The sequence below is a fragment of the Burkholderia alba genome, assembly GCF_034721475.1.
GTDB lineage: Bacteria > Pseudomonadota > Gammaproteobacteria > Burkholderiales > Burkholderiaceae > Burkholderia > Burkholderia alba.
Genome location: NZ_JAWJWL010000017.1, coordinates 153,825 through 168,306 on the forward strand (window position 1 = coordinate 153,825; position 14,482 = coordinate 168,306).

11 protein-coding genes are annotated in these 14,482 nt (G+C 63.9%); 1 reads left to right on the forward strand and 10 read right to left on the reverse strand.

All coding sequences use genetic code 11. From position 1 onward, the window contains the following. Positions 1-3: 3 nt before the first annotated feature. From mraY to coq7, 8 genes are all read right to left on the reverse strand, one after another. Complete coding sequence (gene mraY / locus RZR99_RS20280; protein ID WP_323121560.1) at positions 4-1,173, reverse strand: phospho-N-acetylmuramoyl-pentapeptide-transferase; 1,170 nt, start codon at positions 1,171-1,173, stop codon at positions 4-6. A 13-nt stretch (positions 1,174-1,186) separates the two neighbouring features. Further along, a complete protein-coding gene (locus tag RZR99_RS20285; protein ID WP_323121561.1) occupies positions 1,187-2,596 on the reverse strand; it encodes a UDP-N-acetylmuramoyl-tripeptide--D-alanyl-D-alanine ligase in 1,410 nt (469 codons plus the stop codon). Continuing rightward, positions 2,593-4,137 (reverse strand): UDP-N-acetylmuramoyl-L-alanyl-D-glutamate--2,6-diaminopimelate ligase, encoded by a 1,545-nt coding sequence (locus RZR99_RS20290; protein WP_323121562.1) that lies wholly within the window; start codon positions 4,135-4,137, stop codon positions 2,593-2,595. The genes RZR99_RS20285 and RZR99_RS20290 overlap by 4 nt, the downstream gene beginning before the upstream one ends. Beyond that, positions 4,134-5,978, reverse strand: coding sequence for a peptidoglycan D,D-transpeptidase FtsI family protein (locus tag RZR99_RS20295; protein WP_323121563.1), 1,845 nt, complete (start codon positions 5,976-5,978; stop codon positions 4,134-4,136). The genes RZR99_RS20290 and RZR99_RS20295 overlap by 4 nt, the downstream gene beginning before the upstream one ends. Next, on the reverse strand, positions 5,975-6,313 hold the full coding sequence (gene ftsL, locus RZR99_RS20300; RefSeq protein ID WP_323121564.1) for a cell division protein FtsL: 339 nt from the start codon (positions 6,311-6,313) through the stop codon (positions 5,975-5,977). Before ftsL ends, RZR99_RS20295 begins: the two co-directional genes overlap by 4 nt. Beyond that, positions 6,310-7,251, reverse strand: coding sequence for a 16S rRNA (cytosine(1402)-N(4))-methyltransferase RsmH (gene rsmH / locus RZR99_RS20305; RefSeq protein WP_323121565.1), 942 nt, complete (start codon positions 7,249-7,251; stop codon positions 6,310-6,312). The genes ftsL and rsmH overlap by 4 nt, the downstream gene beginning before the upstream one ends. 23 nt (positions 7,252-7,274) lie before the next feature. Then, positions 7,275-7,703 carry a division/cell wall cluster transcriptional repressor MraZ gene (gene mraZ / locus RZR99_RS20310; protein ID WP_323121566.1) on the reverse strand — a complete coding sequence of 143 codons (429 nt, stop codon included), beginning with the start codon at positions 7,701-7,703 and terminating at the stop codon, positions 7,275-7,277. A gap of 386 nt (positions 7,704-8,089) precedes the next feature. Beyond that, entirely contained in the window at positions 8,090-8,716 is a 627-nt protein-coding gene (gene coq7 / locus RZR99_RS20315; protein ID WP_323121567.1) for a 2-polyprenyl-3-methyl-6-methoxy-1,4-benzoquinone monooxygenase, read from the reverse strand. Between the two features lie 279 nt (positions 8,717-8,995). Here coq7 and RZR99_RS20320 point away from each other — a divergent pair, with 279 nt between their 5' ends. Further along, positions 8,996-10,177 (forward strand): porin, encoded by a 1,182-nt coding sequence (locus RZR99_RS20320; RefSeq protein WP_323121568.1) that lies wholly within the window; start codon positions 8,996-8,998, stop codon positions 10,175-10,177. Positions 10,178-10,304: 127 nt separating this feature from the next. Here RZR99_RS20320 and RZR99_RS20325 read toward each other — a convergent pair whose 3' ends face one another. Both RZR99_RS20325 and RZR99_RS20330 read right to left on the reverse strand, forming a co-directional pair. Further along, positions 10,305-11,978: a long-chain fatty acid--CoA ligase gene (locus tag RZR99_RS20325; RefSeq protein ID WP_323121569.1), complete on the reverse strand. Its 1,674-nt coding sequence runs from the start codon at positions 11,976-11,978 to the stop codon at positions 10,305-10,307. A gap of 155 nt (positions 11,979-12,133) precedes the next feature. Further along, positions 12,134-14,209, reverse strand: a complete 2,076-nt coding sequence (locus RZR99_RS20330) for a molybdopterin-containing oxidoreductase family protein (RefSeq protein ID WP_323121570.1) — start codon at positions 14,207-14,209, stop codon at positions 12,134-12,136. Positions 14,210-14,482 lie beyond the last annotated feature (273 nt).

The following is a 14,482-nucleotide window of genomic DNA, read 5'->3' on the forward strand; positions in this document are numbered from 1 at the left end:
TCCTTACCGCAGCTTGAGGGTGGACAAACCGAACAGGCAGAGCATCAACGTAATGATCCAGAAACGCACCACCACCTGCGTTTCCTTCCAGCCCGACAACTCGAAATGATGATGCAGCGGCGCCATCTTGAAGATGCGGCGCCCTTCGCCGTAGCGACGCTTCGTATATTTGAACCAGGTGACCTGCAACATCACGGAAAGCGTTTCCGCGACGAAGATCCCGCCCATGATGAAGAGCACGATTTCCTGGCGGACGATCACCGCGACGGTGCCGAGCGCGCCGCCGAGCGCCAGCGCGCCGACGTCGCCCATGAACACCTGGGCGGGATGCGTGTTGTACCAGAGGAACGCCAGCCCCGCGCCGCCCATCGCCGAGCAGAAGATCAAGAGTTCGCCCGCGCCCGGAATGTGCGGGAACAGCAGATATTTCGAATAGACCGCGCTGCCCATCACGTACGCGAACACCCCGAGCGACGCGCCGACCAGCACGACCGGCATGATCACGAGGCCGTCGAGGCCGTCGGTGAGGTTCACCGCGTTGCTCGCCCCGACGATCACGAAGTAGGTCAGCGCGATGAAGCCCCATACGCCGAGCGGATAGCTGATCGACTTGAGGAACGGCAGCAGCAGGTCGGCGCGGGCGGGCAGGCCCATCGACATGCCGCTGCGCACCCACGACATGAACAGGTCGAACACGCGGCCGGTGCTTGCTTCGGACACGCTGAACGCGAGATAGACCGCGGCGAACAGCCCGATCACCGATTGCCAGAAGTATTTTTCGCGCGACGACATCCCGCGCGGATCCTTGTGAACGACCTTGCGGTAGTCGTCGACCCAGCCGATCACGCCGAAGCCGAAGGTCACGAGCATCACGATCCAGATGAAACGGTTCGTCAGGTCGCCCCACAGCAGCGTGGCGACCGCGATGCCGATGAGGATCAGCACGCCGCCCATCGTCGGCGTGCCCGACTTGACCAAATGGGTCTGCGGGCCGTCCTTGCGCACGGCCTGGCCGACCTTCATCTGGGTCAGCTTGCGGATCACCCACGGACCGCACACGAGCCCGATCACGAGCGCCGTGATGGTGGCCATCACTGCCCGGAACGTGAGGTACGTGAACAAGCGCAAAAAGCTTGCGTCATTTTGCAGCCATTGCGCCAACGCCAGCAGCATGCTTCCTTCCTTCTCAGTGTGCGCCGGGCGTAGCGCCCGTCGCGGATTGTTTCGTCAGCGCGTCGACCACGCGCTCCATCTTCATGAAGCGCGAGCCCTTCACGAGCAGTGTCGCCTGCGCGCCGTAGTTCGCGGCGAGCAGCCCGGCGATCAGCGCCGCCACATCGTCGACATGCCGCGCCGACGCACCGTAGGCCGCGCAAGCGTCGCGCGTCGCGTCGCCGAGCGCGTGGAGCGCATCGATGCCCCGTTCGCGCGCATAAGCGCCGATCTCGCGATGGAACGCGGGGCCATCGTCGCCGACCTCCCCCATCTCGCCGATCACCAGCACGCGCGGCGCGGATTGCGCCGCCAGCACGTCGATCGCGGCCCGCATCGAATCGGGATTCGCGTTATAGGTATCGTCGATCACCGTCGCGCCCGCGAGCGCCCCGCTCACCGCGCGCTTCACCTGCAGACGGCCCTTGACCGGCTCGAACGCTTCGAGGCCGGACTGGATCGCCGCGAGCGGCACATCCGCCGCGAGCGCCGCTGCCGTCGCGGCGAGCGCGTTGCGCGCGTTGTGCTCGCCGAGTGCGCGAAGTTGCACGTCGATCCGGCCGGCCGGCGTGTCGATCGTCAAACGATTGCCGTTCAGCGCGCCCGTGACGGCCGCGTCGGGAGTGTCGCCCTCCGGCCGGGCCAGCGCGAAATCGACGATCCGGTTGCCCGTCGCCGCGACGCGCCAGATGCCGGCGTAGGCATCGTCGGCCGGGAACACCGCGACGCCGTCCGGGTCGAGCGCGTGAATGACCGACGCGTGTTCGAGCGCCACCGCCTCGACGGTCGCCATGAATTCCTGGTGCTCGCGCTGCGCGTTGTTGACGAGCGCCACCGTCGGCGCGGTCAATCGGGCCAGCATCTCGGTTTCGCCGGGATGATTCATCCCGATCTCGATCACGGCCAGCCGGTGCGATGCGCTCAAGCGCAGCAGCGTCAACGGCAGCCCGACGTCGTTGTTGAAATTGCCCGCGGTCGCGAGCCGCGCCGGTTCGCCGACCGCCGCCGCAAAGATCGCCGCGATCATTTCCTTGACCGTCGTCTTGCCGTTGCTGCCCGTGACCGCGACCACCGGCAGCGCGAAACGCCGGCGCCAGCCGTGCGCCAGCGCGCCGAGCGCGGCGCGCGGATCGGCGACCTGCAGCGCGGGGAGGCGCCACTCGGCCGGACAGTGCGCCACGAGCACGGCGCTCACGCCTCGCGCGGCGACGTCGCCGAGAAAGTCATGCGCGTCGAACCGTTCGCCCTTGAGCGCGACGAACAGGTCGCCCGGGCCCGCCGCGCGGCTGTCGGTCGACACGCGATCGAACCCGGCGGCGTCGTTTCCAAGCACCGTGGCGCCGGGAATCAGCCGGGCGGCTTCGCGCATGGTTAGCATCGTCATTCGCCGCCCCCCCGGGTTTGCGTCGCCCGGGCCGCGAGCGCGAGGCGGGCATGGTCCTGATCGGAGAAGGCGCGCTTCTTGCCCATGATTTCCTGGGTGGCTTCGTGCCCCTTGCCGGCCAGCACGACTACGTCCTCGCGCGCCGCGCCGCGCACCGCCTGCAGGATCGCGCTCGCGCGATCCTCGATCCGACGCACGCGGGCGGCATCGCGCATGCCGGCGACGATCTGGTCGATGATGTTTTGCGGATCCTCGCTGCGCGGGTTGTCGCTCGTCACGACGACCTTGTCGGCCAGCCGTTCGGCGATCGCGCCCATCAGCGGACGCTTGGTCGCATCGCGATCGCCTCCGCAGCCGAACATGCACACCAGTTCGCCGCCGCGCGCCTGCGCGATCGGGCGCAGCGCGTCGAGGGTCTTCTCGAGCGCGTCGGGCGTGTGCGCATAGTCGACCACGACCAGTGGCTCGTCGTTGTGCAGGCGGCCGCCGAGCCGCTGCATCCGGCCGTTGACCGATTCGAGCCGGGCCAGCTCGGCAAGCGCGGCGTCGAACGGTACGTCGGCGGCAAGCAGCGTGCCCAGCACGGCAAGCAGGTTGCTGACGTTGAACAGGCCCAGCGTGCCGACCTCGATGTCCGCGTCGCCCCACGGCGACGTCAGGCGCAATGCCGTGCCGGTCGCGGTCGCGCGCACATCTGTCGCGACCAGCTCGCGATCGGCGGGCGTGTGCTCTTGCGGGGTAGCGATGCCGTACGCGATCGTTCGAACGCGACCATGGAGCTTCTCCAGCAGACGCCGGCCGGCCGCGTCGTCGCGATTGACGACCGCGATACGCAGGCCGCGCCACGCGAACAGCTTCGCCTTCGCGGCTTCGTACGCGTCGAAGGTCAGGTGATAGTCGAGGTGATCCTGGGTCAGGTTCGTGAAAACGGCGATATCGAAGGCGGTACCGTTCACGCGGCCTTGATGCAGCGCATGCGACGACACCTCCATCGCGACCGCCTGTGCCCCGGCCGCCTGCAGCTGTGCAAGGCTCCGCTGCAATTGCGGCGCGTCGGGCGTCGTGAATCCGCTGTGGACGAGTTGTCCCGGCATGCCGCTGCCGAGCGTGCCGATCACCGCGCACGGCTGATGCAGCGCCGTCAGCGCGGTCGCGATCCATTGCGTGCAGGATGTCTTGCCGTTCGTGCCCGTCACGCCGACGGCCAGCATCGCGTCGCTCGGATCCCCATACCAGGTGCTGGCGATCTCGCCGGCCAACTCGTCGAGCGCGGGAACGGCAAGCGCGACCGCGGGATCGAGTCCGTCGGCGGCAAACCCTTCCGGCTGGTACAGCACCGCGGCGGCGCCGCGCTCGAGCGCGTTGGCGATGAACGCACGGTTGTCGGCGCCGTCGACCGCATAGGCGAAAAAGACGTCGCCCGCGCGCAGGCTGCGCGTATCCGCATGGAGCTGCGCGGCGGGCGCGACATGGGCATGCAGCCACGCGAGCGCGGCTGCGATCTGCTGGTGCGCCGGATGGGAACTGCGCACGGCGCTCATCGAACCACTCCAGGAGGATTGTGTGTCGAACTCGACACGGTCATGTGCTTGGCGCCCTGGGCCGCGGCGACCTTCGGCACGCCGGCGGCGGGAGCCGCATCGTTCGACACGACCAACTGCTTAACCGGCATGTTGGGCGGCACGTTCAACGCACGGAGCGTATCGCCCGCGATCGCGGAGAACACCGGCCCGGACACCTGCCCGCCGAAGTGACTGCCGGTGGTCGGCTCGTCGACCGACACCGCGACGACGATGCGCGGATTCGGCATCGGCGCCATTCCTACGAACGACGCACGATACTTCTTGTGATCGTAGCCGCGACCGACCTGCTTGTATGCCGTGCCGCTCTTGCCGCCCACGCGGTAGCCCGGCACCGCCGCATCGGGGGACGTACCGCCCGGCGCGACCACCGTCTCGAGCATCGCGCGCACTTCGCGGGCGGTATTCGGCGCGAAGATCTGCGGACCGGACACGGGCTGCGTGTTATCCGTCTTGAAGATGGTCACCGGCAGCACTTCGCCGTCGTGCGCGATGGCCGTATAGGCGCGCGCCAGCTGGAACAGCGACACCGACAGGCCGTAACCGTAGGACATCGTCGCCTGCTCGATGCGGCGCCAGCTCTTCCAGGGCCGCAAACGGCCCGTCACCGCGCCCGGGAAGCCGACTTTCGGCGCCTGCCCGAGACCGATGCCGGTATACATATTCCACATCTCTTCGGGCTTCATCGTCATCGCGATCTTGGTCGCGCCGATGTTGCTCGATTTCTGGATCACGCCACCCACCGTCAGCACGCCGAACCCCGAGTCGTCGGTAATCGGCGCGCCGTCGAGCACGAAATGCCCGTTGCCGGTATCGACCAGCGTCGTCGGCGTCACGCGGTGCAGGTCGAGCGCGAGCGATACGGTGAACGGCTTCATGATCGAACCCGGCTCGAACACGTCCGTCAGCACGCGATTGCGCAACTGCTCGCCGGTCAGATGCGAACGATCGTTCGGGTTATAGGTCGGGTAATTGACGAGCGACAGCACCTCGCCCGAACGCACGTCGATCACCATCGCCGCGCCGGCCTTCGCGTGAAACTTCTCGACCGCCGCCTTCAGGTTCGCATACGTGATGTATTGGATCTTGCTGTCGATCGACAGGTCGACGTCGGTTCCGTTGTGCGGCGGCATCTGCTCGTCGACGTCCTCGACGATGTGTCCCATCCGGTCCTTGATCACGTGACGGCTGCCGGAAATACCCTCGAGCAGCTTCTGATCGCCCAGCTCGACACCTTCCTGCCCCTCGTCCTCGACGTTCGTGAAACCGATCAGATGAGCCGTGATTTCCCCTTCCGGATAGAAGCGCTTGTACTCGCCGCGCTGATAGATACCGGGAATGTCGAGCGCCGCGACCTTGTCCGCGACATCGGTCGGCACTTGGCGCTTCACGTAGACGAAACTCTTGTCTTCCGACAGTTTCGTGCGCAGCTCCTTCACCGACATCCCGAGCAGCCGGCCGAGCTGGTCGAGCTTGTCCGCGCCGAGATCGTCCGGCACCGCTTCGGGGATCGCCCAGATCGCCCGTACCGGCAAGCTGGTGGCAAGCACCAGCCCGTTGCGGTCGAGAATCTTGCCGCGCGTCGCCGGCAGCTCGAGCGTGCGCTGATAACGGCTCTCGCCCTGCTTCTGATAGAACGCGTTGCCGGGCCCCTGGATCCAGAACGCGCGGGCGGCCAGGGCGACGAAGGCCATGAACAGCATGAACACGACGAGCTTCGAGCGCCACATCGGCAAATGCACCGACAGCACCGGACTCGACGAGAATTTCACGCTCTGCTGACGCTTCGACGACTGCTTCATCGCGTGCCTCCCTGTGCGGCACCCGAGGGGGCGGACGACGGAATCGGCGTATCGACCGCCTTCACCGCGCCGGGCGGCAAGGTCAGATACTGGGTGCGGCCGGTCGTGATCGCCTGCATCTTCAGCGAACTGTCGGCAAGCTGCTCGATCCGCGACGTCTTCGACAGCGCGCTCTGCTGATATTGAAGCTGCGCGTAGTCCTGCTGGAGTTGATGCTCCTGCGATTGCGCCCGTTGCAATTGAATGAAGATCTGCCGTTGCTGATTCGTCGAGTTGACGACCGAGAGGGCGCAACCCATCACGACGATCAGCAGGAAGATATTGAGACGGCTCATGGCGCGATGCGCTCCGCGACCCGCATCACCGCCGAACGGGCGCGCGGATTGGCTGCGACTTCGGCGTCGCTCGGGAACTTGCGGCCGAGCAGCTTGAGCGGCGGGCTCGGCAGGTCGACCGCGCGGATCGGCAGACGACGATCGACAACAGGCGCACTTGCGTGCGCCTGCATGAATCGCTTGACGATCCGATCCTCGAGCGAATGAAAGCTGATGACCACCAGCCGCCCCCCTTGCTCCAACGCCGACAGCGCTGCCTCTAGAACGACTTGCAGCTCCGCAAGCTCTTGATTGACGTGAATCCGTATAGCCTGAAAGGTGCGGGTTGCCGGATCCTTGCCCTTCTCACGGGTTTTGACGACGTGACCCACGATTTGGGCAAGCTCGCCCGTGGTGTCGAGAGGCCCAAGACGGTCGGACTCTGCCCGGCGAGCAACAAGCGCCTTTGCAATCTGAAAAGCAAACCGTTCTTCCCCATAATCTCGTATCACCTCCGTCAATTCCTGCACCGAAACCCGCGCCAGCCAGTCGGCCGCCGACTCGCCTCGCGTCGGGTCCATCCGCATGTCGAGCGGGCCGTCCGCGCGGAAGCTGAACCCCCGCTCCGGATCGTCCACCTGCGGCGAAGACACGCCCAGGTCCAGCAGCACGCCCGACACCCGCCCTACTCCGCGCTCGGCCAGCGCAGCGCCGAGCGAAGCAAAACTGTCATGGACGATGGCGAAGCGCTCGTCCTCGATCCGCGCGGCCGTCGCGATCGCGAGCGGATCCTTGTCGAATGCGATCAGCCGGCCGGCCGCGCCGAGCCGCGCGAGCACCGCGCGGCTGTGGCCGCCGCGCCCGAACGTGCCGTCGACGTAGATGCCGTCCGGCCGCGTCACGAGCGCATCGACTGCTTCATCCAACAGCACCGTCCGATGCTGCAATTCGTTTCCCATCGCGGACGTCTCCGTCACCGCAATCAGAACGTGAAGTTCTTCAGCGCGTCGGGCATGCCCTGCGCCATCGCCGCCTGCTCCTTCGCGGTGTAGGTCTGTGCGTCCCACAACTCGAAGTGACTACCCATTCCCAGCAACATGACTTCCTTTTCAAGTCCGGCCGCCATCCGCAGCTCGGGCGATACGAGAATCCGGCCTGCGCTGTCGAGATCGACATCCATCGCATTGCCCAGAAAAATACGGCGCCACCAGTGCGCGTCCATCGGCAGCGCGGCGATCTTCGTGCGAAACACTTCCCATTCCGGGCGCGGAAACAGCAACAGGCAGCCGTCCGGGTGCTTGGTCACAGTCACCCGTCCTTCTGCCTGTCCTTGCAGCGCTTCGCGATAGCGAGAAGGCACCGACATCCGCCCTTTCGCATCGAGCGTCAGCGCCGACGCCCCTTGGAACACGATCCGCTCTCCCGTTCACGATGCCGAAGCACCCGACCCATGCTGAGAATCTAGCCGGAATAGCTCGCCAGATCACACAAAAAAACACTTTCTCACACTGTCTCCCACTTTAGAGGAAGGGTCAGGGACGGTCAAGGGACGCGCACGATTTTTTGACGAATTTTGTTAGTTAGAACAAGGACTTACGCCAACCTCCTCAAGCTGGCCCTCATACCGAAAAGTGTTATAAATGAATGAGCTACCGAATGTTGTGAAGGTGATACGTGAAAAGTGCGCCCCAGACGGGCGTGGCGGCAGGCATTTCGGCGGGGGAAAAACGCAGGGAGAAGGCGAGATTTCCGGCCGGAGCGGGACGGCGCACTCCCACGCCGTCCATGCGCTCCGCGTCAGAGATAGTACGCAGTGCTGGTCATCACTTTCGACGCGGCGCGCATCAGCATGCGCGCCGGCATCGGCAATTCGATGCCGCCCGCGTCGCTGGCGGTCTTGCCGTGCTTCACTTCATCGACGCGCATCTGCTCGACGATCGCGCGCGACTCCGCGTCGGCCGCCGGCAGCTCCGACAGATGGCTGTCCAGATGGCTCTCGACCTGCCGCTCCGTCTCGGCCATGAAGCCCAGGCTCACCTTGTCGCCGAGACGGCCGGCCACGATGCCGATCGCCATCGCTCCCGCATACCACAGCGGGTTCAACAGGCTCGGGCGCGAATCCAGGTCCTTCAGGCGGTGCGCGGTCCATGCGAGATGATCCTCCTCCTCGCGCGCGGCTTCCTCGAACATCTCCTTCAGCGTAGGCGATTTCGTCGTCAGCTTCTGCGCTTGGTAGAGCGCCTGCGCGCAAACCTCGCCGACATGGTTCACGCGCATCAGTCCGGCGGCGTGCTTGCGCTCCTCCGCGCTCAGTTCGACCGGCGGGGCGAACGCCGGCGCCGGGACCGGCCGGCTCATCCGACTGACACCCGTCATCGAGCGCAAACCACGATCAAATTCGCTGATCAGTTCGTCAAACACCATTCCATTTCTCCGTGAAGCCGCGATCTCGGAAAGGATTTCGTAAGCATGTTATTGCGCTTACCTACCCACTTACTACGCGGAAATTGCGGTTAACCCGTGATTTTAACCATTGTTGCATAAAGGAAACATGGAGACGCAAGCCGCCTGCTTTCTCTTTGTCCCGAAAAATCCTTTTGCTACATTACGTGCGACTTCGTTCGAAGTTGAAGCAAGGCCCGCTACCAAAACATAACTATTTGCCTTGCAACAATAAATTTCGTAATCCTTGGAGATCCGTTAATGAAAAAGTCGCTTCTCGCGCTGGTTGCGCTGGGCGCGTTCGCTGGCGCAGCTCATGCGCAAAGCAGCGTTACGCTGTACGGCATCGTCGATGCAGGCATCCTGTTCAACAACAACGCCAACGGCGCCCGTCAATATCAACAGGCGAGCGGCGTGCTGCAGGGCAGCCGGTTCGGCCTGAAGGGCTCGGAAGATCTGGGCGGCGGGCTGAAGGCGATCTTCGTGCTCGAAAACGGCTTCAGCGCCTCGAACGGCTCGCTCGGCCAGGGCGGTGACATGTTCGGCCGCCAGGCGTTCGTCGGTCTGTCGAGCAGCCAGTACGGCACGGTCACGCTGGGCCGCCAGTACGACTCCGTGGTCGACTACACCGGCGCGCTCGAAAGCGGCAGCCAGTGGGCCGGCTACATCGGCGCGCACCCGGGCGACCTCGACAACATGAACAACGCCAATCGCGTCAACAACGCGATCAAGTTCACGAGCCCGACGTACGGCGGCTTCACCTTTGGCGGCTTGTACAGCCTGGGTGGCCAGGCCGGCGACTTCAGCCGCAACCAGATCTGGTCGCTCGGCGCCGGCTACTCGAACGGCCCGCTGGTGCTCGGCGTCGGCTACGTGAACGCGCGTGACCCGAACTACTCGTTCTTCGGCAACAACCCGAACGCGAACGCAGCCAGCTCCACGACGACGGCGCTCAACATGTCGAGCCCGGTGTACAAGGGCTACGCATCGGCCAGCACGATGCAGATCGCGGCGGCCGGCGGCGCCTATACGATCGGCGCGGCAACCCTCGGCCTGACGTACAGCTACACCCGCTTCGACAACGTCGGCTCGATCGGCGGCCTCAAGCTGAACCCGCTGAACCTGCAAGGCGATGCGAGCTTCCACAACATCGAAGCGAACTTCAAGTATCAGTTGACTCCGGCCCTGCTCGCGGGCATCGCGTACGACTATACGCGCGGCTCGAAGGTCAACGGCCAATCCGCGGCGCAATACCACCAGGTGAACCTGGGCCTCGACTACTTCCTGTCGAAGCGCACGGACATCTACATGATCGGCGTCTACCAGCACGCGCTGGGCTACGACTCGACGGGTCAGAAGGCAGTAGCGGCCATCAACAACCTGACGGCATCGAACTCGCCGAACCAGGTTGCGGCAACGGTCGGCATCCGTCACAAGTTCTAATAAGCGTGTAACGAGAGAGCAGTAACTTAAAAGGCGCCCTCGGGCGCCTTTTTTATTTGGCCACGCCGCGCAACCGCGGCGCCCCATCGATTGAGCCGGGGTCGCCCGCCGCGGCGGGCCGCCTCGCTCAAGCCTTGCCGTCGCGCAATTCGCGCCGCAGGATCTTGCCGACGTTGGTCTTCGGCAACTCGGTGCGGAATTCGATGACCTTCGGCCGCTTGTAGCCGGTCAGGCGCTCTTTGCAGTACGCCAGCAGATCCTTGTCGGTCAGCGCCGGATCCTTTTTCACGACGAACAGTTTCACCGCTTCGCCGGAATGCTCGTCGGGCACCCCCACCGCCGCCACTTCGTATACGCCCGGGTGCGAGGCCACCACGTCTTCGATCTCGTTCGGATACACATTGAAGCCGGACACGAGAATCATGTCCTTCTTCCGGTCGACGATCTTCACGTAGCCGCGCTCATCCATCACGCCGACGTCGCCGGATTTGAAGAAGCCGTCCGGGAACATCACCTTCTCGGTTTCCTCGGGGCGATTCCAGTAGCCCGCCATCACCTGCGGCCCGCGAATGCAGATCTCCCCGGGTTGACCAAGCGGCACGTCGTTGCCGGCGTCGTCGCGTATCGCGACTTCGGTCGACGGCAGCGGCACACCGATCGTGCCGTTGTATTCGGACGCGACGACCGGATTGCAGGTCGCGCAAGGCGACGTCTCCGACAGGCCATACCCTTCGACGATCGGCACCCCGGTTTTCTCGAACCAGCGCTTCGCGATGCTTTCCTGGACCGCCATGCCCCCGGCATTCGCCACCGCGAGCTTGGAGAAATCGAGCTGACCGAAGTCCGGGTGATTCAACATCGCGTTATAGAGTGTGTTGACGGCCGGAATCGTCGAAATGGCATAGCCCTTCAATTCCTTGATCATCCCGCCGATGTCCCGCGGGTTCGGGATCAGGATGCCGGTACCGCCCGTGCGCATCGTGAGAAAGCCGCAAACGGTCAGCGCAAACACGTGGTACAGCGGCAGTGCGATCACCGTGATGAACGGGTCGACATCCGGATGCTTCGCATGCGCCGGTTCGTGCCACGCAGCGGCCTGCAGCACATTGGCGACGATATTGCGCTGCAGCAGCGTCGCCCCTTTCGCCACGCCGGTCGTACCGCCCGTGTACTGCAGGAAGGCGACGTCGTCGGGACCTTGGGGGATCGGCTTGAAAGACTGGCGGCCACCTTCGGCGAGCGCCGCATTGAAACGGGTGTGCGACGGCAGACTCCACGGCGGCACCATCTTCTTCACGCGACGCACGACGTAGTTGACGATCAGACCTTTCAAGCCCATCAGGTCACCCATCGCCGCGACAACCACATGCTTGATCGCCGTCCTGGCGATGACCGCCTCCAGTGTCGACGCGAAATTTTCGAGGATGACGATAGCCTCGGCTCCGCTGTCCTTCAGCTGATGTTCGAGTTCGCGCGGCGTGTAAAGCGGATTGACGTTGACGACCGTATAACCGGCGCGCAAGACGGCGGCGATCGTCACCGGATACTGCAACACGTTCGGCATCATGATCGCCACGCGCGCTCCGCGCGCGAGGCCGCGAGACTGCAGCCAGCCGCCCAGCCTGCGGGACAGCGCATCCAGTTCGCCGTAGCTGATCGACTTGCCCATGCAGATGAACGCAGTCCGATCACGATAATTGCGGAAGCTCTCCTCGAGCAAATCGGAAACCGATTGATACTTGCACGCGTCAATTTCGGCTGGAACGCCGGGTGGGTACGACTTCAGCCAAATCTTGTCCATGCAGCGCGTCTCCTCAACGATTTTCGAATGGTCGTGCTAAAACGCATCCTAGCCGGTCGGCCTTTACGAGACAACCGGGTTAGACACTCCTTTCCAACTTGCGCGGGCGGGCTGCGGCGACCGACCGGATGCGCAGTCGACCGAGTCAGCGCCGTTCAGATTCGCTCCACCTCGACGAGACAGTCGTAGAACGTCGCAGCGCGACCAAGATCGGTCAGCGCCTGACTCGTCACCTGATTGGCGTTACAGCCATCCGGCGCAAGCTTCTTCCACCAGATCGACAGACCGACGACCAAACCTTCCCTCGCACGGTCCGTCACACGCGCTTTTGCACGCAACACACCTCGGTCATTGAATATTTTGACGATATCCCCTTCGATAATGCCCCGCCGCGCGGCATCCTCCGGATGGATGTCGAGATGCGGCTCACCTTCCGTGGCCCTCAGGCTGCTGACATTGACGAAGGTACTGTTCAGGAAATTGCGCGCCGGCGGCGAGATCATCGCGAGCGGATAACGGGCGGCCAGGTCGGGGGCGCCATCCGCAGACTCGTAGGGCGGCAGATAGTCGGGTACCGGATCCAGATCCATCTCGGCGAGCCTCGCGCTGTAGAACTCGCACTTTCCCGACGGAGTGCGAAAGCCCCCCTCGGCGAACGGCGCGTCGGCCAACTTCAGTTTGAGCCAGCCGGACTGCTTCAGCGTCGCCCAGTCGCTCTGGAGCGACGGATCGTCCCAACGGAGCGCTGCGCGCGCAAGCGTCTCGTCGTCTTCGCTGAATGCCGGATGGTCAAACCCCATGCTTCGCGCGAAACCGCGGAAGATTTCTGTATTCGGCCGGGCCTCCCCGATCGGCGCGATCGCGGGCAGATTCGCCATCACGTGCGTATGTCCGTAGGATTTGTGCACGTCGAGATGCTCGAGCTGTGAAGTGGCGGGGAGCAAAATATCGGCGTAATCAGCAGTATCTGTCTTGAAATGCTCTAGAACAATCGTGAAAAGATCTTGTCTGGCGAATCCCGCCGCAACCTTTTCGGAGTCGGGCGCTACCGCAACCGGATTCGAGTTGTAGACGATGATCGCCTCAACCTTGGGGCCGAAGAGCGCATCGCCGGGATGAAGCAACGCATCGCCGATCGCATTCATGTTGAGCAGACGCGGCAGATGGTTCGGCCAACCCGGTAACAGGTCCGGACGACCCAGCGCTGCCGAATCGGTGGGCGCCCATTCGGACGACGACATCAACAGTCCGCCTGCACGATCCCGCCATGCGCCGGTCAGCGAAGGCAGGCTGGCGATCGCGCGAACCGCATTACCGCCTCCACGCACGCGCTGCATACCGTAACTGAGACGAATCGCCGACTTTCGGGTGCGCCCGTACAAACGGGCCAATTCGACGATTTCCTCCGTCGACACCCCGCAGATCCGGGCGACACGCTCCGGCGGGTATGTCATTGCCCGCGATTTCATTGCGTCGAAACCCAGCGTGTGGGCGTCGATGTACGCGTGATCGAGCAGCCCTTCCTCGATCAGGACATGCATCATGCCAAGCGCGAACGCGCCATCCGTACCGGGTTTGAGGGCGATATGCTGATGGCATTTCTCCGCAGTTAGCGAACGATAAGGGTCAATTGCGACCAGTTTGGCGCCCCGTCGCTTGGCTTCCTGCGCACGGGTCCAGAAATGCAGATTCGATGCGATCGGATTCGAGCCCCAGATCAGGATCAGCTCGCTTTCCTCGAAGAACTCGACATGCATCCCGATGCTTGCACCGTAGGTATAGCGCAGCCCGGCCGCACCAGCCGCGGAACAGATGGTGCGCTCTAGTCTCGAAGCACCCAGCGCATTGAAGAAGCGCTGAGCCATGCTTTCACCCTGGATCAGCCCCATCGTGCCGGCGTAACTGTAAGGAACGATCGCTTCAGGCGCACGTTGCGCGATCTCGCCGAGACGCTCGCCGACCAAACGGTTTGCCTCATCCCAGCTGATCGGTTCGAAGCGGCCTTCGCCTTTTCGTCCGACTCGCTTGAGCGGTACCGTCAATCGCTCGGGATGGTGAACTCGATCGGCATATCGACTCACCTTGGTGCACAGAACGCCCTGAGTCGGCTGGTGATCGGGATCTCCGGTTACCTTCACCGCTCTACCATTCTCGACGGTGACGCGCATCGCGCAAGTATCCGGGCAATCGTGAGGGCAGACCGCACGGGCAAACTGGACCGAGGCATTCATCGTGGTGTTCCGCCTTTTCTTGTGGGTTCGACGATTTTACGCCGGGTCGCGAATACCGACTGATGGCGGTGATGTTGGTGCCCTCTGAAATTGAATGGCGAAACACGCGAATCGGACGGTCGATGACCCGGCAAGTGTGCCGATCGCGATGACATCGTCACCGAGCCTGTGGAGCAGAGGTGTGCCATTGAACGGCAATGAGCGTGATCGGCCGATCAGAGCGGTTCGTGTGAAGCGAGAGAGGAGAGAGGAAGGAGTGGGAAGGGGGTTTTT

Bases quoted from the DNA above. Each gene is read 5' to 3' on its own strand.
- mraY (WP_323121560.1), bottom strand. From the start codon at position 1,173: ATGCTGCTGGCGTTGGCGCAATGGCTGCAAAATGACGCAAGCTTTTTG.
- RZR99_RS20285 (WP_323121561.1), bottom strand. From the start codon at position 2,596: ATGACGATGCTAACCATGCGCGAAGCCGCCCGGCTGATTCCCGGCGCC.
- RZR99_RS20290 (WP_323121562.1), bottom strand. From the start codon at position 4,137: ATGAGCGCCGTGCGCAGTTCCCATCCGGCGCACCAGCAGATCGCAGCC.
- RZR99_RS20295 (WP_323121563.1), bottom strand. From the start codon at position 5,978: ATGAAGCAGTCGTCGAAGCGTCAGCAGAGCGTGAAATTCTCGTCGAGT.
- ftsL (WP_323121564.1), bottom strand. From the start codon at position 6,313: ATGAGCCGTCTCAATATCTTCCTGCTGATCGTCGTGATGGGTTGCGCC.
- rsmH (WP_323121565.1), bottom strand. From the start codon at position 7,251: ATGGGAAACGAATTGCAGCATCGGACGGTGCTGTTGGATGAAGCAGTC.
- coq7 (WP_323121567.1), bottom strand. From the start codon at position 8,716: ATGGTGTTTGACGAACTGATCAGCGAATTTGATCGTGGTTTGCGCTCG.
- RZR99_RS20320 (WP_323121568.1), top strand. From the start codon at position 8,996: ATGAAAAAGTCGCTTCTCGCGCTGGTTGCGCTGGGCGCGTTCGCTGGC.
- RZR99_RS20325 (WP_323121569.1), bottom strand. From the start codon at position 11,978: ATGGACAAGATTTGGCTGAAGTCGTACCCACCCGGCGTTCCAGCCGAA.
- RZR99_RS20330 (WP_323121570.1), bottom strand. From the start codon at position 14,209: ATGAATGCCTCGGTCCAGTTTGCCCGTGCGGTCTGCCCTCACGATTGC.